At 67.1% G+C, this 19,227-nt stretch carries 20 protein-coding genes and 4 tRNA genes; 8 read left to right on the plus strand and 16 right to left on the minus strand.

The annotated features are described in order from the left end of the window. The 13 genes from ON33_RS27555 to ON33_RS27615 all read right to left on the minus strand — a co-directional run. On the minus strand, window positions 1-195 hold a 195-nt coding region (locus ON33_RS27555), incomplete at its 3' end, for an ATP-binding cassette domain-containing protein (RefSeq protein ID WP_040862027.1). A gap of 271 nt (window positions 196-466) precedes the next feature. Next, window positions 467-847: a 50S ribosomal protein L7/L12 gene (gene rplL / locus ON33_RS27560; RefSeq protein WP_040862028.1), complete on the minus strand. Its 381-nt coding sequence runs from the start codon at window positions 845-847 to the stop codon at window positions 467-469. A 63-nt stretch (window positions 848-910) separates the two neighbouring features. Then, complete coding sequence (rplJ, locus tag ON33_RS27565; protein ID WP_040862029.1) at window positions 911-1,465, minus strand: 50S ribosomal protein L10; 555 nt, start codon at window positions 1,463-1,465, stop codon at window positions 911-913. Window positions 1,466-1,881: 416 nt separating this feature from the next. Further along, window positions 1,882-2,592: a 50S ribosomal protein L1 gene (rplA, locus tag ON33_RS27570; RefSeq protein WP_040862030.1), complete on the minus strand. Its 711-nt coding sequence runs from the start codon at window positions 2,590-2,592 to the stop codon at window positions 1,882-1,884. Between the two features lie 70 nt (window positions 2,593-2,662). Beyond that, window positions 2,663-3,097 (minus strand): 50S ribosomal protein L11, encoded by a 435-nt coding sequence (rplK, locus tag ON33_RS27575; RefSeq protein ID WP_040862031.1) that lies wholly within the window; start codon window positions 3,095-3,097, stop codon window positions 2,663-2,665. 159 nt (window positions 3,098-3,256) lie between these two features. After that, a complete protein-coding gene (gene nusG, locus ON33_RS27580) occupies window positions 3,257-4,075 on the minus strand; it encodes a transcription termination/antitermination protein NusG (RefSeq protein ID WP_040862032.1) in 819 nt (272 codons plus the stop codon). Window positions 4,076-4,211: 136 nt separating this feature from the next. Beyond that, window positions 4,212-4,601, minus strand: coding sequence for a preprotein translocase subunit SecE (gene secE / locus ON33_RS27585; protein WP_040862033.1), 390 nt, complete (start codon window positions 4,599-4,601; stop codon window positions 4,212-4,214). Between the two features lie 29 nt (window positions 4,602-4,630). Beyond that, window positions 4,631-4,703, minus strand: a tRNA-Trp gene (locus ON33_RS27590). Between the two features lie 183 nt (window positions 4,704-4,886). Then, a complete protein-coding gene (locus tag ON33_RS27595) occupies window positions 4,887-5,936 on the minus strand; it encodes a fused (3R)-hydroxyacyl-ACP dehydratase subunits HadA/HadB (protein WP_051152923.1) in 1,050 nt (349 codons plus the stop codon). A gap of 197 nt (window positions 5,937-6,133) precedes the next feature. Further along, a complete protein-coding gene (gene rpmG / locus ON33_RS27600; protein ID WP_029925945.1) occupies window positions 6,134-6,304 on the minus strand; it encodes a 50S ribosomal protein L33 in 171 nt (56 codons plus the stop codon). Between the two features lie 42 nt (window positions 6,305-6,346). Continuing rightward, window positions 6,347-6,419: transfer RNA gene (locus tag ON33_RS27605), tRNA-Met, on the minus strand. Between the two features lie 81 nt (window positions 6,420-6,500). Then, window positions 6,501-6,573, minus strand: a tRNA-Thr gene (locus ON33_RS27610). Between the two features lie 297 nt (window positions 6,574-6,870). Beyond that, window positions 6,871-6,955 (minus strand) — tRNA-Tyr (locus tag ON33_RS27615). A gap of 137 nt (window positions 6,956-7,092) precedes the next feature. Between ON33_RS27615 and ON33_RS27620 the strand changes: the two genes are divergently transcribed. Continuing rightward, window positions 7,093-7,584 carry a YajQ family cyclic di-GMP-binding protein gene (locus tag ON33_RS27620; RefSeq protein ID WP_040862034.1) on the plus strand — a complete coding sequence of 164 codons (492 nt, stop codon included), beginning with the start codon at window positions 7,093-7,095 and terminating at the stop codon, window positions 7,582-7,584. On the opposite strand, the gene htpX is transcribed toward ON33_RS27620, so the two are convergent. Together htpX and ON33_RS27630 are read right to left on the minus strand one after the other, a co-directional pair. Continuing rightward, window positions 7,581-8,462 carry a zinc metalloprotease HtpX gene (gene htpX, locus ON33_RS27625; RefSeq protein ID WP_040862035.1) on the minus strand — a complete coding sequence of 294 codons (882 nt, stop codon included), beginning with the start codon at window positions 8,460-8,462 and terminating at the stop codon, window positions 7,581-7,583. The two genes, ON33_RS27620 and htpX, sit on opposite strands and share 4 nt — an antisense overlap. Window positions 8,463-8,653: 191 nt before the next feature. Continuing rightward, window positions 8,654-9,676, minus strand: coding sequence for a polyprenyl synthetase family protein (locus ON33_RS27630; RefSeq protein WP_040862036.1), 1,023 nt, complete (start codon window positions 9,674-9,676; stop codon window positions 8,654-8,656). 348 nt (window positions 9,677-10,024) lie between these two features. On the opposite strand from ON33_RS27630, the gene ON33_RS27635 reads away from it, so the two are divergent. From ON33_RS27635 to ON33_RS27650, 4 genes are all read left to right on the plus strand, one after another. Continuing rightward, window positions 10,025-11,299, plus strand: coding sequence for a geranylgeranyl reductase family protein (locus tag ON33_RS27635; protein WP_040862037.1), 1,275 nt, complete (start codon window positions 10,025-10,027; stop codon window positions 11,297-11,299). Then, the gene (locus ON33_RS27640; protein ID WP_040862038.1) at window positions 11,296-11,715 is read left to right on the plus strand and encodes a helix-turn-helix transcriptional regulator; all 420 of its coding nucleotides are present in this window, start codon (window positions 11,296-11,298) and stop codon (window positions 11,713-11,715) included. The genes ON33_RS27635 and ON33_RS27640 overlap by 4 nt, the downstream gene beginning before the upstream one ends. Before the next feature lie 34 nt (window positions 11,716-11,749). After that, entirely contained in the window at window positions 11,750-11,968 is a 219-nt protein-coding gene (locus tag ON33_RS44520; protein WP_157184762.1) for a hypothetical protein, read from the plus strand. A gap of 75 nt (window positions 11,969-12,043) precedes the next feature. Then, window positions 12,044-12,487, plus strand: a complete 444-nt coding sequence (locus ON33_RS27650) for a VOC family protein (RefSeq protein ID WP_040862117.1) — start codon at window positions 12,044-12,046, stop codon at window positions 12,485-12,487. A gap of 48 nt (window positions 12,488-12,535) precedes the next feature. Here the strand turns inward: ON33_RS27650 and ON33_RS27655 are convergent, their stop codons facing one another. Continuing rightward, entirely contained in the window at window positions 12,536-13,039 is a 504-nt protein-coding gene (locus ON33_RS27655) for a DUF2505 domain-containing protein (protein ID WP_040862040.1), read from the minus strand. A gap of 246 nt (window positions 13,040-13,285) precedes the next feature. On the opposite strand from ON33_RS27655, the gene ON33_RS27660 reads away from it, so the two are divergent. The 3 genes from ON33_RS27660 (at window position 13,286) to ON33_RS27670 (ending at window position 19,112) form a co-directional block, all read left to right on the plus strand. After that, window positions 13,286-13,705, plus strand: a complete 420-nt coding sequence (locus ON33_RS27660; protein WP_245550754.1) for a DUF3592 domain-containing protein — start codon at window positions 13,286-13,288, stop codon at window positions 13,703-13,705. A 144-nt stretch (window positions 13,706-13,849) separates the two neighbouring features. Continuing rightward, window positions 13,850-14,551: a demethylmenaquinone methyltransferase gene (locus tag ON33_RS27665; RefSeq protein ID WP_281033244.1), complete on the plus strand. Its 702-nt coding sequence runs from the start codon at window positions 13,850-13,852 to the stop codon at window positions 14,549-14,551. Window positions 14,552-14,717: 166 nt separating this feature from the next. Then, window positions 14,718-19,112 (plus strand): bifunctional nitrate reductase/sulfite reductase flavoprotein subunit alpha, encoded by a 4,395-nt coding sequence (locus ON33_RS27670; protein WP_245550756.1) that lies wholly within the window; start codon window positions 14,718-14,720, stop codon window positions 19,110-19,112. The last annotated feature ends 115 nt before the right edge of the window (window positions 19,113-19,227 follow it).

Raw genomic sequence — 19,227 nt, forward strand, 5'->3', positions numbered from 1 at the left:
GCCGTCGATGTAGATCGAGCCCTTCTCCGGGCGCAGCAGACCGATCAACGACTTCAGGAAGACCGACTTACCGGTACCCGACGGGCCGAGCAGTGCGCTGACTTCCCCCGGCGGCAGCGTCAGCGTGACGTCCTGCCAAATACGCTGCGAACCGAACGACTTCGTGATGCCTTCGGTCCTGACCTCGACGCCCACGCCAACCTCCACTTTCTCCGACGAGCGCACTACGTGTGACTACGGGCCACGAATTCGCGCGGTGTGGCGCATCACAGTAGGTCCGGTCACTGTATCGCATATACACCGTCTCGGACACCGGGACCTGACTGGTCGGTAGCAACTTTCGTATTGAAATACCGATTACGCGCCAATCACGACGGCACAATACGCGAAAAGGGTGGTCCCCCAATGGGAACCACCCTTTTCACAATCGACACGTCACGGGGCTGTGCCCCGTCACAGGTCCGTCTTACTTGACGGAGACCTTGGCGCCGGCCTCTTCCAGCTTCGCCTTGGCGGCCTCGGCGGCGTCCTTGGCGACCTTCTCCAGGATCGGCTTCGGGGCACCCTCGACCAGGTCCTTGGCTTCCTTCAGGCCCAGGCCGGAGACGATCTCGCGCACGACCTTGATGACCTGGATCTTCTTGTCGCCGGCACCCTCGAGGATGACGTCGAACTCGTCCTGCTCCTCGGCGGCCTCGGCCGGAGCAGCGGCGCCACCGGCGACGGCGACGGCGACCGGAGCGGCAGCGGTGACCTCGAACTTGTCCTCGAACGCCTTCACGAACTCGGACAGCTCCAGCAGGGTCATGCCGGCGAAGGTCTCGAGCAGCTCATCAACGTTGGCCATTGATATTTCCTTTCGGTAGTTCCGTCACCGTGCGAACAGTGACGAAGAGGTTTGGGTAGTGACTTATTCGGCGTCTGCGGCCGGAGCTTCGGCGGCGCCACCCTCGGCGCGCTTCTTCTCCTCGAGGGCCGCGGCCAGGCGGGCGATCTGCGAGGCCGGGGCGGCGAACAGCCCGGCAGCCTTCGACAGGTTGCCCTTCATGGCGCCGGCCAGCTTGGCCAGCAGCACCTCGCGCGACTCCAGGTCGGCAATGCGCTCGACCTCGGACACGGACAGCGCGGCGCCGTCCATGTAGCCGCCCTTGATGATGAGCGCCTTGTTGTCCTTGGCGAACGCCTTCAGCGCCTTCGCGGCGTCGACCGGCTCACCCGTAATGAAGGTGATGGCGGTCGGACCGACGAACAAGTCATCCAGGCCTTCCACGCCCGCCTCGGCGGCAGCGCGCTTGACCAGGGTGTTCTTGGCGACGGAGTAGGTAGCGTTCGCGCCGAGGGCACGACGCAGCTCAGTGATCTTGCCGACGGACAGGCCACGGTATTCCGTGACGACAGTCGCGGTGGACGACTTGAACTGCTCGGTGATCTCCGCGACCGCGGTGACCTTCTCAGGCTTTGCCATACTTCGCCTCCTCTCTGGATGGTCGGTTCTCGTATGAACTACCGAGTTCCGCCACAGGGGCCGGCGACAAAGCAAACGCCCCGGACGCAAGGTGGTCCCGGGGCGCACAAGAAACAGTCGCGATCTCTCGCGGGGTTTCCCGACCTCGGCTCTCCCTGCGTGGGCCGCCGGCAATATCGCCGGACCTTCAGCCGCCTGACGGCAGCAACCAACGGTCTTCGGTAGAACGATGTGGGGTGATCATCAAACTCGTTGATGACCGTCGTCCAATATAGCGGACCAGCATCGATACGCCAAAACGGGGTCTCGCCTCGCCCGTCCGCTGTCGTTCTTCTTCGCAAAAGCGAAGGGCCGGTACGAGATTCGTACCGGCCCTCCGGCCTTCATGCGTTGCTACGCGCTACCGCGTCGGGGAATCAGTCTTCCTCGGCGAAGTTGCGGGTGCGGTTCGGATCCACCGGGATGCCCGGTCCGGTGTTGGTCGAGAACGTCACCTTCTTGACGTAGCGGCCCTTCGCGGTGGAGGGCTTGACACGCAGGATCTCGTCGAGCGCGGCGCCGTAGTTCTCGGCCAGCTTCTTCTCGTCGAAGGAAGCCTTGCCGATCACGAAGTGCAGGTTGGCCTGCTTGTCGACGCGGAAGTTGATCTTGCCGCCCTTGATGTCGTTGACAGCCTTGGTGACATCGGGGGTGACGGTGCCGGTCTTCGGGTTCGGCATCAGGCCACGCGGGCCCAGCACACGAGCGATACGACCGACCTTGGCCATCTGGTCCGGGGTGGCGATCGCGGCGTCGAAGTCCAGCCAGCCGCCCTGAATGCGCTCGATCAGATCCTCGGCGCCGACCGCGTCCGCACCGGCGGCCTCGGCCTCGGCGGCCTTGTCGCCGACCGCGAACACGATGACGCGGGCGGTCTTACCGGTGCCGTGCGGCAGGTTGACGGTGCCACGGACCATCTGGTCGGCCTTGCGGGGGTCGACGCCCAGACGGACGGCGACCTCGACGGTCGCGTCGGTCTTGGTGGTCGCGGTCTCCTTCGCCAGGCGCGCGGCGGCCAGCGGAGCGTAGAGCGCGGCGCGGTCGACCTTGGCGGCCGCCTCGAGATAAGCCTTGCTTCGTTTTGCCATGATTCTCTGTCCTTGTCTAAGTCAGAAGTGGTGCGGGACAGGCGGTCCCTTCCACGAGAGCTCGAAAGCCCTACTCCGCGATGGTGATACCCATCGAGCGGGCGGTGCCGGCGATGATCTTCGCCGCGGCGTCGATGTCGTTGGCGTTCAGGTCTTCCTGCTTGGTCTTGGCGATCTCACGGATCTGATCCATGGTGACCTGCGCGACCTTGGTGCGGTGCGGCTCGGCGGAGCCCTTCTGCACACCGGCGGCCTTCAGCAGCAGACGCGCGGCGGGCGGCGTCTTCAGCTTGAAGTCGAACGAGCGGTCTTCGTAGACCGTGATCTCGACCGGGATGACGTTGCCACGCTGCGACTCGGTCGCCGCGTTGTACGCCTTGCAGAACTCCATGATGTTGACGCCGTGCTGACCCAGCGCCGGACCGACCGGCGGAGCCGGGTTGGCCTGGCCGGCCTGGATCTGGAGCTTGATGAGCCCAGCGACCTTCTTCTTCTTCGGGGGCATCTTTCTTCCTTGGGTTAGGTTCCTTACGGATTCCCGTAAGCCTTCTCCGGACCGTGCGCCCGGGCGCGACGCCCGCGGCACAACCCGTCAAGTCTATGCGAACGCGAAAAAGGCGGTGACACCGGCCCGGATCCGGACCGGGCCACCGCCCTGACGCACTTAAATCTTGGCGACCTGCGTGAAGGCCAGCTCGACCGGGGTCTCGCGGCCGAAGATCGAGACCAGCACCTTGAGCTTCTGCTGCTCGGCGTTGACCTCGGAGATGCTGGCCGGGAGGGTGGCGAAGGGGCCGTCCATGACGGTCACCGACTCGCCGACCTCGAAGTCGACCTCGATGACCGGCTTCACGATCGGGGTCTCGCCGGGGGCCGCGGCGGCGGCAGCAGCGGCGGCCGCGGGGGCGGCCTTCTTCTGCTGCGCGGCCGGGACCAGGAACTTCACCACTTCGGGAATGGTGAGCGGCGAGGGCCGCGAGGTGGCGCCGACGAATCCGGTCACACCGGGGGTGTTGCGCACCGCGCCCCAGGACTCGTCGTTCAGCTCCATGCGGACCAGGATGTAGCCCGGCAGCACCTTGCGGTTGACGTTCTTCTTCTGGCCGTTCTTGATCTCGGTGACCTCTTCGGTCGGCACCTCGACCTGGAAGATGTAGTCCTCGAGACCGAGGTTCTGCACGCGGGTCTCGAGGTTGGTCTTCACCTTGTTCTCGTAACCGGCGTACGAGTGCACGACGTACCAGTCACCGGGCGCGCGCCGCAGCGCCGCGGTCATCTCGGCGACCGGGTCGGCGGGCTCGTCGGAGAGCTCGGCCGCCGGGCGGGCGGGCTCGTCCTCTTCGGCGTCGGTGTCCGCGTCAGCGGTGATCTCGGCCTCGTCGGCGAAGCCCTCAGCGTCGTCCTCGACGTCCGCGGTGGTCTCGTCGATCACCACGTCATCCACCGGGAATTCCTCGGTTGTGCCGTTCTCCGGGGTGCTCACTGGGGCACTCGCTTTCTTGGTCGTCACGTAATCCTCTGCGCGCCGGGATAAAAACGCCCGACGGATGGTCCCGCTCCCCGCCTCTGCCCGGGGGCCGATCACCGGCCGCGACGGTCAGACGCGGTCATCGTGCCGCCTAGCCGAAGAGCCAGTTGACACCCTTGATGAACGCCAGATCCAACCCGCTGATGTACGCGATGATGAAAATCACGAACACCAGGACAACGCTCGTATAGGTGACCATCTGCTTGCGGTTGGGCCAGATGACCTTGCGAAGTTCCGCGATGACTTCCTTGAGGAACTTCACCAGGCGCTTGAACGGATTGCCCGTACCGCTCTTTCCGGCCTTCTTGCCTTTGCCGGACTGCTTGGTGGTTGCCTTGGCCGACTCCGACGGTCGTTCGATCGTCGCGACGGCGCTGGACGACGCGGCGCGCGTGCGCCGGGCGGACCGCTTGCCGCTCGGCCGAGCCACCGCGGCGGTGTCATCGCCATCTTCGTGGCGAGTGTCCCGCTCGTCGCTCACGTCGATCCTCTCTACGTCGGCATCCAGGGCAGGGGCGACAGGACTTGAACCTGCAACCTGCGGTTTTGGAGACCGCTGCTCTGCCAGTTGAGCTACGCCCCTTCGGCTGGACGGGGGGTTTCGAATCCAGCCACTGTTCTATTCAGTTGTACACGGGTTTTCACACAACACGCGCGCCGCTCCTCGGAGCAGCGCGCATCGGCTGGTGACCCCAGATTCCCGAGTGTACGTTACCCCGCGTGGCGACCGCCAATCGGGGTGTCGCAGCGTACGTCGGGTCGAAGGTCAGGCCAGCTGGACCGTTGCGGTGGCGCGACCGAAGATCTTGCGGCCCTCCGACTTCGCCACGATGGCGATGACGGCGGTGCGGGACTCGGGATCCACGGACTTCACCTTGCCGGTGTACTCGATCTCCGCGGGACGGTCGATCGGCACGTAGACGGGGCTGGTGAAGCGGACGTTGTACTCCTTGACCGCGCCCGGGTCGCCGAGCCACGAGGTGACGAAGCCGCCGCCCAGGCCCATGGTCAGCATGCCGTGCGCCACAACGTTTTCCAGGCCGACCAGCTTCACGACATCGTCGCTCCAATGGATCGGGTTGGCGTCGCCGGAGACGCCGGCGTAGTTCACCAGGTCGCCGCGGGTGAGACTGACCACGCGCGCGGGCAGTTCGGCGCCGACGGTCACATCCTCGAAGCGGATGGCGTGCTTGCTCGCGACGATCTTCCCGGCGGGCGCGATCTCGACCGCCGGCGGGGGCGGCGGCACGTCGATGCTGCGCGGGTGGTGCTCGGGCTCCTCCGGGCCGATCCCGTGCATCAGCACATTGCGCACGGCGTCACCGATATTGGGATCGATGTCACCGCCGCTGCGGCCGATCAGGGTGGTGTAGGTGGTGAGCACCAGCTCGTCGTTCTGGGCAACCACGTCGTTGCGGGTGACGATGATGTCGCCGCCGAAGGCCTGCCGGAAGGAGTGCAGGTAGACGATGCAGGACAGCTGGTCGCCGGCCTTGATGGGCCGGTGGAATTCCAGGATCTGATCGGTCTGCATGATCTGGCTCAGGTCGTAGCCGGTGATGATCTGCTCGAAGAGCTTGCGCTGGGCCAGGATTCCGACCAGCGAGATGAAGGTGAGGGGGGCGACCAGACCGTCGTGGCCGTAGCTCTGGGCGATGTCCTCGTCCCAGTGGACCGGGTGATAGTCCTGCACCGCGCGGGCGTACTCGCGCACCTTCTCGCGACCGACCTCGTAGTAGTCGTCGACGCGGTAGTGATGGCCGACCATGGAGGCGGCGTGCGCGGCAGGGTCGAAAAGCTCGCTGGATTCGACCATGTCGGCCTCAATGTCAATCTCGGTGTTGATCGTCACGGCAGGAAGTCCCAATCTGATCCCGGCACGGGATCGGGCAAGAGCGCTGAACCACCGCTATATACGCCAAATGCCGGACCGGCGCCACAGTCCCTTTCTAAGAGACGAAGTGACTGGCCGATCCGGCACTGTCATCCACGCGGTTGATCGCGCGGGTTAAGTTAGCGAGACTCGCGGTGCGCCCGATGGGTACCGCAGTTCGGGCAGAACTTCTTCAGCTCGAGGCGGTCCGGGTCATTGCGCCGGTTCTTCTTGGTGATGTAGTTGCGGTGCTTGCACTGCTCGCAGGCCAAGGTGATCTTTGGCCGGATATCAGTGGACTTCGCGGCCACGATTGCCTTCTTTCCGGTCAGCCTGATTGGGATATCAGTATGTAGCGATGGCCGGACTTGAACCGGCGACACAACGATTATGAGTCGTTTGCTCTACCGACTGAGCTACACCGCCATCTGTTGTCGGTACTTGACGGCGGGAAGGTCCCGGGTCCTGCTAGGAGAAGCCGAGCCGTTCACCACCGGCAATCCGGCGAGCCCCCTAACGGAATCGAACCGTTGACCTTTTCCTTACCATGGAAACGCTCTGCCGACTGAGCTAAGGGGGCGTGTCTGTCTTGCTCCGGTCTCGGCCGGGGCGCTGACGACTTGAACGAGATTACACACATCCCCGCCGACTATCCAAACCGGCTGGTCAGCGCTAGTTTTTGAGAGTCGCACAAGGTTCGCGGCCCGGCTCGATTCCGGACTGCGCTCCGCCGCTCCGCGCTTGCAGCGGGGGAGCGAAGCGGAGGAGCGGAGGAGCGGAGGAGGGAAGAATCGAGCTAGCAGGGCCGCGAACCCGCCGGAGCGAAGCGAAGGCCCAAAAGAGAGAGCCCCGTGGACTCTGGGTCCACGGGGCTCTCTGGTGGCGGATGAAGGATTTGAACCTCCGAAGCATTACGCGGCTGATTTACAGTCAGCTCCCTTTGGCCGCTCGGGCAATCCGCCGGGGTACGCCTTGCAGCGCTCCAGCAGAATACAACGAACCCACGCCCAGAATGCAAACCGGCTGGATACAGCCGTGCCGGAGCGGCTAGCGTCGGCGTGGAACATCCCGAATATCCGATCTCGGACAGGAGAAGAGTGTGGCGGATTCGTCGTTCGATGTCGTCAGCAAGATCGATCGCCAGGAGGTGGACAACGCCCTGAACCAGGCCGCCAAGGAGCTGAGCCAGCGCTACGACTTCCGGGGTACCGGCGCGAGCATCGAATGGTCGGGCGAGGAGAAGATCATCCTCAGCGCCGAGTCGGAGGATCGCGTCAAGGCCGCGCTGGACGTGTTCAAGGAGAAGCTGATTCGCCGCGACATCTCGCTCAAGGCGTTCGACGCGGGTGATCCGCAGGCCTCCGGCAAGGTGTACAAGATCACAGGAACCCTGGTGCAGGGCATCACCACGGAGAACGCGAAGAAGATCGCCAAGAAGATCCGTGACGAAGGCCCGAAGAGCGTCAAGGCGCAGATTCAGGGCGAGGAACTGCGGGTCAGCAGCAAGAGCCGTGACGACCTGCAGGCCGTCATCTCGCTGCTGAAGGGCGGCGACTTCGACATCGCCCTGCAGTTCGTGAATTACCGCTAGTAGTTGCGGTTTCCACCAGCCATCTCCTCGAGGCGGGCGATACGGTCCGCCATCGGGGGGTGGGTGGAGAACCAGCGCGCCATGCGATCGCCGTCCCGGAAGGGGTTGGCGATCATCAGGTGTGACTGAGCGGTCAGCTGGGGCTCGGGGGGCAGCGGGGCGGCCTGGGTGCCGCGTTCCAGCTTGCGCAGGGCCGACGCGAGGGCCAGGGGGTCGCCGGTGAGTTCGGCGCCGTCCTGGTCGGCCTGAAACTCCCGGGAACGGGAGACGGCCAGCTTGATGAGCGAGGCCGCGATCGGGCCCAGCAGCGAAACCAGCAGGATGCCAATGATGTTCGGGCCCTCGCCGTCGCGGTTGCCGCCGAAGGCGCCGGCGAAGAAGGCCAGGTTCGCCAGACCCGAGATGACCGAGGCGAGCGCGCCCGCCACCGACGAGATCAGGATGTCGCGGTTGTAGACGTGCGAGAGTTCGTGGCCCAGGACCGCGCGAAGTTCCCGTTCGTCGAGGATCTGCAGGATGCCGGTGGTGCAGCAGACCGCGGCATTGCGCGGATTGCGGCCGGTGGCAAAGGCATTCGGCGCGTTGGTGGGGCTGATGTAGAGCCGCGGCATGGGTTGCCTTGCGGCCGTGGCCAACTCGCGCACGATGCGGTACATGGCCGGAGCTTCCAGCTCGGTCACCGGCTGCGCGTGCATGGCCTTCAAGGCCAGCTTGTCGCTGTTGAAGTAGGCGTAGGCGTTCATGCCCACGGCCAGCAGGATCGACAGGATCAGGATCGTCGGATTCCGGAACAGCGCCCCGGCGAACACGATCAACGCCGACATACCGACCAAGAGGCCGAACGTCTTCAGCCCGTTCGCATACCCGTGACTGTGCATCTTGCCCTCCGCTTCGCTCCGGGCGGGTTCGCGGCCCGGGAGATCTCGTTCTTCCCTCCCTCCGCTCCTCCGCTTCGCTCCCCCGCTCCGCTCAGTCCAGAACGAGACGGGCCGCGAACCACGTTGTGGCGCCCATCAGGGCAGGTACACCAGATCAACGATAGATGTCACGGAGGGGTTCCCCAGGATCCTCAGCCGACGCGTTCGATGGTGTAGCGGACCAGGTGTTCCAGGGCCTCGTTGGCCGGGCCGCCGGGAAGGGCGGAGAGTTCGGCGTGGGCGATGTCGGCGTAGCCGTGCAGCTTCTCCTTGGCCAGCACCAGGCCGCGCGAGCGGGACAGCAGGTAGAGGGCCTCGTCGACCTCGGTGTCGGTCTGCAGCGGCCTGGCCAGCAGCTTGCGCAGGCGGTCGCCCTCGGCGCCCTCGTCGCGCAGTGCGTAGAGGACCGGCAGGGTGTGGACGCCCTCGCGCAGGTCGGTGCCCGGGGTCTTGCCGGACTGCTCGGACACCGAAGAGATGTCGATGATGTCGTCGGCGATCTGGAAGGCGGTGCCGACGGCGTCGCCGAGGCGGGCCAGCCGTTCCACGTGGTCGCGGTCGGCGCCGGAGAAGGTGCCGCCGAAGCGGCCGGCGGCGGCGATCAGCGAGCCGGTCTTCTCCCACACCACGCGCAGGTAGTGCTCGACCGGGTCCTGGGACTGCCGGGCGCCGATGGTCTCCCGCATCTGGCCGGTGACCAGCTCGGCGAAGGTCTCGGCGATGATGCGGACCGCGTCCGGGCCGAGGGTGGAGACCAGGCGGGAGGCGTGCGCGAACAGGTAGTCGCCGGCCAGGATGGCGACGCTGTTGCCCCAGCGCGAGTTCACGCTGGGGGCGCCGCGGCGCATGGAGGCCTCGTCCATGACGTCGTCGTGGTAGAGGGTGGCCAGGTGCACGAGCTCCACCACCGTGCCGGCGGTGACCAGGTCGGGGCTGGCCGGGTCGGGGCCCAGCTGACCGGTCAGGATGGTGAACAGGGGCCGGAACCGCTTGCCGCCGGCCTTGGCCAGGTGCAGCGCCGCTTCCTGCAGGAACTCCTCGCCGTCGGACAGCTCGGTGATCAGCAGATCCTCGACCTCGATCAGGCCCTTGCGCACGGTCGCAGCGAGCTCGGGATCGCCCAGATCCACCCCCGCGACCACGGTGCTCTCCTCGCTCACAGCTGATGCGCTCATTTCATCTCCCAGTGCCGCGTCCGACCCCACGCCAAAGAACCTAGCGTGTGGAGCGATCACCCCCTATGCACACCACCGTAGTGCGACGCACGAAACACTGCTGTGTTGGATTCGCCCTCCGCTTCGCTCCGGGCGGGGTTCGCGGCCCCGAGGTCTCGATTCTTCCCTCCCCCGCTCCTCAGCTTCGCTCTCGGTTCCGCGTTGAGCGCGGAGCGGCGGAGCGCAGTCCAGAATCGAGACGGCCGCGAACCTTTGGGCGGATCTTGTTCGGGCAGTCCGTGCTGGGGGATCCACGGTGGAGGTGGACCGCGTCGACAGCGATTGTGATGTGCTGCAAGTATTGATCGCATGGGTTCACCGGAACACGCGCCCGAGCAGGGGAAATCATCGGATGTTCTGCCCGCGCACGCCGAGGTCCTGGTCGTGGGGGCGGGGCCGGCCGGGTCCGCGGCGGCGGCCTGGGCCGCGCGCATGGGACGGGATGTGCTGCTGACCGATTCCGCGGTGTTCCCGCGCGACAAAACCTGCGGTGACGGGCTGACCCCGCGCGCCACCGCCGAACTCGAGCATCTCGGGCTGGGCGACTGGGTGCGGGCGCACACGGTCAATCGCGGCTTGCGCATGGCCGGGTTCGGGCGGGAGGCGCTGCTGCCCTGGCCGGAGGGGTCGTTCCCGAGCTACGGAAGTGCCGTTCCGCGAACCGAACTCGACGACAAGCTGCGCGACACCGCGATCAAGTCGGGCGCCCGGATGGTGGACGGGGCCAAGGTGGTGGAGGTGGCCCGCGAGGGCGACCGGGTCACCGGGGTGACCGTCAAGACCGACGCCGGCCTGCGGGCGGTGTCGTGCGACGTGCTCATCGTGGCCGACGGGGTGCGCTCCCCCGTCGGAAAGCTGCTGGGCCGCACCTGGCATCGCCAGTACGCGTACGGGACGGCGGCGCGCGCCTACATCAAATCCGAACGCAGTGACGACGAGTGGATCACCTCGCATCTCGAATTGCGGGACGCGAACGGGGAATTGATTCCCGGCTACGGCTGGGTTTTCCCGCTCGGAAATGGCGAGGTGAATATCGGCGTCGGTTCGCTCGCCACCGAAAAGCGGCCGTCGCATATCGCGTTGAAATCGCTACTGCAGCACTATGTTTCGCTGCGTCGCCCGGAATGGAAATTCGAGGGGGAGGCGCGGGCGGTCGCGTCGGCGCTGCTGCCGATGGGCGGCGCGGTGTCGAATCTGGCCGGGCGCAACTGGGCGCTGGTCGGTGATGCCGCCGGGTGCGTGAATCCGCTCAACGGCGAGGGCATCGACTACGGCCTGGAGGGCGGGCACATGCTCACCGGGATCCTGGATCAGTCGGATCTGACCCACATCTGGCCGGAACTGCTGCGCGAGCGCTACGGCCGCACCTATTCGGTGGCGCGGCGGCTGGCGGGGCTGGCCACCCATCCGCGGACGGTGCCGCTGGGCGGGCCGCCGATGATGCGGTCGAAGCTGTTGCAGCGCACAGCCGTCCGGGTGATGGGCAATCTGGTCACCGACGAGGACATGGATCTGACCGCCCGGCTGTGGCGGGGCGCGGGCCGGGCCTCGATGCGTTTCGACAAGATCCAGCCGTTCTCGTGAACGGCCGGCCGGTTCCCGCGGAGCTGCTGCCGCAGCTGCGGCGAGCGCGGGATCTGGCCGACCGGCACTACGCGGAGCCGCTGGATCTGGACAGTCTGGCGGCGGCCGCGGGGGTGTCGAAGTATCACTTCCTGCGGTGCTTCGCCGCGACCTACGGCAAGACCCCGGCGGTGTATCTCGCCGAGCGCCGGATCGAGCGGGCGCAGGATCTGCTGCGGGCCACCAATGTGACGGTGACCGAGGCCTGCATGCTGGTCGGCTACAGCAGTCTCGGTTCGTTCAGCAGCAAGTTCACCGAGCTGGTAGGGATGTCGCCCTCGGAGTATCAGGCGAAGTTCGCCGCCGAGGGCGCACCCCATATTCCAGGCTGCTACATCTTCATGCACGGTCTCTCGGACCGGAAACCGCCTGTGTAGCAGCTACCTCGAGGGCGGCACGCGCAGGCCGGCCTTGTCGGTGGAGAGGGCCGGCGAACTGATGTACTGGATCTCGCCCTCCGGTCCCGGCCGCGCCGAGGCGATCATGCCGGGGGCGCTCGAGCTCCATGCCGGTGACGACGCGGGTGAGGGTGTCACCCGACGGGTTGCCGTGCTCGTCGTACCTGGGCAGGTCGATGCCGTCGTGGTCGCGGCACAGGTAGTACCCACCCTTGGTGAGGATGTGAACTGAGCTGTCCGAGCGTGAATCGCGCAATTTCGGAGAAGCCCGCGAACCCCGGCCGTCCATAGCCTGGAGGCCATGACGATCATCACCAATGTCTCGCTCGTGACCGTGTATGTGACCGATCAGACCGCCGCCAAGGAGTGGTACATCGACAAGCTGGGCTTCGCCGAGGGCAGCGACGTGACCATGGGCGACAACGGCTTCCGCTGGGTGACCGTGGTGCACCCCGACCACCCGGAGCTCGAGATCACCCTGATGATCCCCGGTCCCCCGCTGGACGACACCCTGGCCGAGGCCATCCGGCGCTCCCTCGCCAATGGCACGCACGGCGCGCTGGGCCTGCGAACCGACAACTGCCAGAAGGCTTTCGAGGAGCTCACCGCGAAGGGTGTGGAATTCGTCCAGCCGCCCTCGGAGCGCCCCTACGGCGTGGAGGCCATCGTCCGCGACAACTCCGGCAACTGGCTGGTCCTGGTCGAGCCGCGCGAATTCGATCCCGGCACGGCCCAGTTCGGCCCGGCGTAACCCGCTCCGTGGATGCGGGACCACCCCCGCATCCACGGTTTACCGGGATCAGGCGTTCTGCGCGGCGAACCAGGATTCGACGGACTTGCGCTCGCTGTTCATGACCTTCTTGAGCAGGTTCTCGACCAGCGGTTCGATGGCCCCGCCGACCAGCGGGACCTTCACGTCGATCGTGCCGGTGGCCTCGATCTCGGAACCCTCGGCGGTGGGCCGCAATTCGAACGTGCCCGCCATCTCGGTGGTGATACCGCCGGAGCGGCCGTCGAAGCCGCCCTTGGCGACGCCGTTCTCGAGCGGACCCCAGGTGTCGGTGCGCTCGAGCATGAGCTCGCTCTTGAGGACCTTCTTGACGATGCCGGGAATCTGGTCTTCGGATGCTCTTTCGGTCATGTGGATCTGGATGGTGCCGGGGCCGTCCGGGTGGGTGAGCTCCAGCGTGGCGGTGGTCGCTTCGGCGAAGCGCGCCTGCCACATCTCATCATTGGTCAGTGCCCGGTGAAGCTCTTCGACCGGAACGCTGTACTGCACGGTGAAGCTGAATTTTCGGGACATGGCGAAGACCGTAGCCCAGCGATGGAATAGCCTGCTGAAGTGTCGGAAACTAGCCAGTCTGATAGCGCAGCGAAGCGGAGCGACGATCCGACACCGCGCGCAGCGAAGCGGAGCGACGATCCGACACCGCGCGCAGCGAACCGGAACGAGCATCCGACACCGCGCCCAGCGAACCGGAACGAGCATCCGACACCGCGCCCCGAACAGGGGCGGGCGGTTCGGTTGCGGCGGGCTCGGATCGGGGTCGTGATCGCGGCGGCCACCTTCAGCTTCCTGGCCGGCCTGCTGGTGCTGGCGGCCTGGCGCGACGACCACCTGATCAACTCCGACAAGGGCGTGACCAGCGCCGAAGTCCTCTCGGCGGGCACACTGCGGTCCGCGGTCATCTTCGTCACCCCCGACGGCGAGACACACAATCCGAAGACCGGGGTGCTGTACCCGACCAGGCTGACCGTCGGCGAGCGCATCAATGTCGAATACCGGCGCAGCGATCCGGATCTCGTGCGGGTGGCGGGTCGCGATGCGCGTGTCGCGATCGTGCCGGCGCTGTCGGTGATCGTGGTCTCGTGGGCCGTCGCCATCCCCGTGCTGTGGTTCCTCGGGGCGCCCCCGACCCGGTGGCCGAGCGCGCTCCGAGCACGACTGCGAACTAAGCTGCGGCAGTAGAAGAACCCGGCCACCACCCACAGGTTCGCGGCCCGTCTCGATTCTGGACTGACGGAGCGGGGGGGAGCGAAGCGGAGGAGCGGAGGAGGGAAGAATCGAGACCTCCGGGGCCGCGAACCCGCCCGGAGCGAAGCGGAGGGCAAAATTAACAGAGCATCGTTTCGGGCCCAGCTGGACAAGCAGCCGCGCGACGTCGCGTCGATGTTCGACGGAGTCGCCAAGCGGTATGACATCACCAACACGGTGCTGACCGGAGGCGTCGACTACTACTGGCGGCGGGTGACGCGGAAGGCGCTGGCGCTGCGCCCCGGAGAACGGGTGCTCGATCTCGCGGCGGGAACCGGTGTCTCGACGGTGGAGCTCGCCAAGTCCGGTGCGTGGTGCCTGGCCGCCGACTTCTCCCAGGGCATGCTCGCGGCGGGCCGCTGGCGGAATGTGCCGATGGTGGCGGCCGACGCCATGGCCCTGCCCTTCGCCGACGATTCCTTCGACGCGGTCACCATCTCCTATGGGCTGCGCAATGTCTCCGACCCGGATCTGGCCCTGCGCGAGATGCTGCGGGTGACCAAGCCGGGCGGCCGGCTGGTGGTGGCCGAGTTCTCCACCCCGACCTTCGCGCCGTTCCGGACGGTGTACATGGAGTACCTGATGAAGGCGCTGCCGCGGGTGGCCACCGGGGTCAGCTCCAATCCGGATGCCTACGTCTACCTGGCCGAATCCATCCGGGCCTGGCCGAACCAGCCGCAGCTGGCCATGCGCATCGCCGACGCGGGCTGGTCCGCGGTGCGGTGGCGCAATCTCACCGGCGGGATCGTGGCGCTGCACCGCGCCTACAAGCTGGGCTGAGCAGGGGCTGACCTGTGGCGTTCCTCACGGCAGCATCTTGACCTGGGCCTCACAGCCGCGAAAAACGGCGGTGAGGTGGATTGTCATCTGGCGATAACGTTCGGTAAATCCACCGCAACTCGGTGTGGCTTAACTCGGAACCATGCCGGAACAGCCCACTCCTCCGATGAGCACCCGGACCGCGTGCTCGTACTGCGGGGTGGGCTGCGGCATCACCGTCGAAACCAAGCCCAGCCCGCGTGGCCTGCCCGTGATCGCCAGGGTGAAGGGCGACAAGGACCACCCGGTCAATGCCGGGCGGCTGTGCACCAAGGGCAATACGCACGCCGAGCTGATGGCCGCGCCCGGTCGCATGGAGACCGGCTACCGCCGGCCCGAACGCGGCCAGCCCCCGGTGCCCCTGCCCGTCGACGAGGCGATTCACGAAGCGGCGCAGCGGCTTCGCGTGATTCTCGACACAGACGGACCGGATGCCATCGCCCTCTACGTGTCCGGGCAGATGTCGATCGAGGCCCAGTACCTGGCCACCAAGCTCGCCAAGGGCCACCTGCGCACCGTGCACATGGAGGCCAACTCCCGGCTGTGCATGGCCTCCGCGGCCAGCGGTTACAAGCTGTCGCTGGGTGCGGACGGCCCGCCCGGCTCCTACGACGACCTCGACCACGCCGACCTGTTCTTCGTCATCGGCGCGAACATGGCCGACTGCCACCCGATCCTGTTCCTGCGCATGGCCGACCGGCTCAAGGCGGGCGCCAAGCTGATCGTGGTGGATCCGCGGCGCACCGACACCGCGGCGCGCGCCGACCTGTTCCTGCAGATCAAGCCGGGTACCGATCTAGCGCTGCTGAACGGGCTGCTGCACCTGCTGGTCGAGAACGGTGACATCGACGCCGAATTCATCGCCGAGCACACCGAGAACTGGGAGGGCATGCCGGAGTTCCTGGCCGCCTACACCCCGGAGCTCGTCTGCGCGGAGACCGGTATCACGGAGGCCGACATCCGCACCGCCGCCGCCTGGATCGGTGCGGCGGGCGAGTGGATGTCGCTGTGGACCATGGGCATCAACCAGTCCACGCACGGCACCTGGGCCTCCAACGCCATCATCAACCTGCACCTGGCCACCGGCGCCATCTGCCGCACCGGCAGCGGGCCGTTCTCCCTCACCGGGCAGCCCAATGCCATGGGCGGGCGCGAAATGGGTTACATGGGACCGGGATTGCCGGGCCAGCGCAGTGTGCTCGCCGACGCCGACCGGGCCTTCGCGGAAGCCGAATGGGGGCTGGCGCCGGGCACCATTCGGGCCGAGGCCGGGCCCGGCTCCATCGAGATGTTCCGCGGACTGGCCGACGGGCGGATCAAGGCCTGCTGGATCATGTGCAGCAATCCCGTTGCCTCCATGGCGAACCGGCGCACCGTCATCGCCGGGCTGGAAGCCGCCGACCTGGTGATCGCCCAGGACGTCTTCACCGACACCGCCACCAATGCCTATGCCGACCTGCTGCTGCCCGCCACCCTGTGGGCCGAGGCCGACGGGGTGCAGGTGAACTCGGAACGCAATCTGACCCTGCTGCAGCGGTCGGTGGACCCGGTCGGCGACGCCCGGCCGGACTGGCAGCTCATCGCGCAGATGGCGACGGCGCTGGGATTCCCGGGCTTCGAGTACGCGTCCAGCGCCGAGATCTTCGACGAGATCCGGCGGTTCGCCAACCCGGCCACGGGTTACGACCTGCGCGGCATCGACTACGACGTGCTGCGGGCCGGGCCCGCGCAGTGGCCGTGCCCCGATCCGGCCCAGCGGCGCAACCCGATTCGCTACCGCAACGACGGAGTCAGCCAGACCCTGTATACCGACGAGCACGGACACACCCCCCGACTGGCGTTCGCCACGCCCAGCCGTAAGGCCGTGTTCTGGGCGCGCCCGCACCTGCTGCCCGACGAGATGCCGGACGAGGACCACCCGTTCGTGCTCAATACCGGCCGCCTGCAACACCAGTGGCACACCATGACCAAAACCGGGAAGGTGGCGAAATTGAACAAGCTCAATGGCAAGCCCTTCCTGGAAATCCACCGCGCGGACGCCGCCCGCCTCGAGGTGCGCGCGGGCGACCAGCTCGAGATCACCTCCCGCCGCGGCCGCGCCGTCCTGCCCGCCCAGGTCAGCGACCGCGTCCTGCCCGGCACCTGCTTCGCCCCGTTCCACTGGAACGACGAGCAGGGCGAATACCTGACCATCAATGCCGTCACCAATGACGCGGTCGACCCGATCTCGCTGCAGCCCGAGTTCAAGGCGTGCGCGGTCCGGCTGCGGAAGGTCGCGGCGCTGACCGCAGCGCCCAGCGGATCCCATGCCGACGGACCGGTCGCCGATCCGGGTGCCGCGCACCGGGATTCGGATGCCTCCGCCGGGTCCGGGTCCACGGCCGGAGTGGGGGCCGGGGTCACGGAGCCCGCCGGAGCGCACCCCCTCGCGCTCATGCTCGGGTTGGAGACCGGTATCGCGCCGACGCTGAGCGAGACCGAACGCATCTACCTCGGTGGATATCTGGCGGCGCTGCAGGGCCTGCCGGTCAGCGGCATCCCGGTACTGCCCGAGACCGCGCCGATCTCCGAGCGCAGCCGGGTGTGGATCGACGGACTGCTGGGCGGGATGTATTCGCGTGGGGCGCAATCCCCTTCACCGGCGCCCGGCACCGCTGCGGGCGAGGTCCTGTCGCACGACCCCTCGGATATCGGGGGTTCGGCCGCGGCGACGCGCACCGTGACAGTCCTGTGGGCGTCCCAGACGGGAACGGCCGAGGAACTGGCCGCGGCCCTGGCGACCTATCTGGACGCTTCGGGATTCACGCCACGCCTGCTGGACATGGATGCCGCCGAACTGTCCGACCTGACCGGTGATGTGCTGATCATCAGCAGCACCTTCGGCGACGGCGGCCCGCCGGACAACGGCGCGGACTTCTGGGAACGCCTGAACGACAGCGCGATCCGGTTCACCGGCATGCGGTACGCGGTGTTCGCGCTGGGCGATTCCTCCTACGACGACTTCTGCGGCCACGGACGCAAACTGGACGAACTGTTCACCAAGCGCGGAGCCACCCGCCTGCTGCCGCGCGTCGACAGCGAACCCGACCATGAGGACCACTCCGCGGCCTGGTTCGACGCCGTGTCCGAGGCGCTCGCCACCCACGTCGGCGGCGCGCACACTGCCGCACCGCGCGACGGGTTCCCCCACCCGGGAGGCCCTGACCCGGGCGGAGATTCCGCCGCGTCCCTTGCCGCCTGGACCGGCGGCGACCCGGGAATCGGCGGGTCGCCGGATCTCTCCGGACGGAGCAGCTTCAACGCGGGCGGCGGGGCGAACCCTGCCGGACGCGGTGCGACGGGTGGCCCCGCCACCGCCCTCGCGCCGGGCCGGGCTTCCGCTCGCGCCGCCGCCCCCTTCACGCGGAATGCGCCGGTGCTCGCGAAACTGGTGCGCAATGAGCTGCTTTCGCGGGACGGCTCCGGGAAAGAGGTGCGGCAGTTCGGGTTCGATCTGAGTGATCTCGAGGCCACCTACGAGGTCGGGGATTCGCTTGGGGTGCGGCCCGCGAACTGCGAAGCGCTGGTGGCGGAGTGGCTGGCGGCCACCGGACTGGACGGGCGGCGGCTCGTCGAGGTCGAGGCGGGTGAGGTGGCGCTGGCGGAGGCGCTGCGCACGCACTACGACATCACGCGGGTGAGCCCGGATCTGCTGTCGTTCGTGGCCGAGCACAATGCCAGCCCACGGTTGGCCAAGCTGCTGCGCCGGGACAATCGCAATGAGCTGGACGGATACCTGTGGGATCGGCAGGCGGTCGACGTGCTGCGCGATTTCCCGGTGCGCGCCGATCTGGTGGAGTGGCTGGGCACGCTGAAAAAGCTGCAGCCGCGCCAGTATTCGATCTCGTCGAGTCCGCTGGTGAGTCCGCGCGAGGTGCAGCTGACGGTCGGCGTGGTGCGCTATGGCGATCCGGCGGCCATCGGATCGGCGGCCCGGCGCGGCGGGGTGAGCTCGACCTTCCTGGCCGATCGCGCCGGCGCGGACGTGCCGATCTTCCTGCAGCGGGCGCCGCATTTCCGGCCGCCGCTGGATCCGAACGCGCCGATGATCATGGTCGGCCCGGGTACCGGCATCGCGCCGTTTCGCGGGTTCCTCCAGGAGCGCCGGGCGCTCGGCTGCCAGGGCCGCAACTGGCTGTTCTTCGGCGATCAGCACGCCAAGGACAACTTCTATTACCGCGCCGAGCTGGAGGACATGTTCCGTTCGGGCTTCCTGACCCGGCTGGATCTGGCGTTCTCCCGGGATCAGCGCGAGCGGATCTACGTGCAGCACCGGATGATCGAGCACGGCGCGGAGCTGTGGGCGTGGTTGCGCGAGGGCGGCCACTTCTATGTGTGCGGTGACGCCGCCCGCATGGCCAAGGACGTGGACGACACCCTGCTGAAGATCGCCCGCATTCACGGCAAGCTGAGCGAGGACGGCGCGCTGGCGTTCAAGAAGCAGCTGGTCGCGGAGAAGCGCTACGTGCGCGACGTGTACTGATCCGGTCGCCGCCGGTCTGCCGATTCCGGTCTCCACAGATGTGAAACTGTGGTATTTGTAACTCGCCCGTCCAGTCTCACGAGGACGGGCGAGCCGTCACCGGGGCGGTTGCCAG

Source organism: Nocardia niigatensis NBRC 100131, from assembly GCF_000308655.1.
GTDB lineage: Bacteria > Actinomycetota > Actinomycetes > Mycobacteriales > Mycobacteriaceae > Nocardia > Nocardia niigatensis.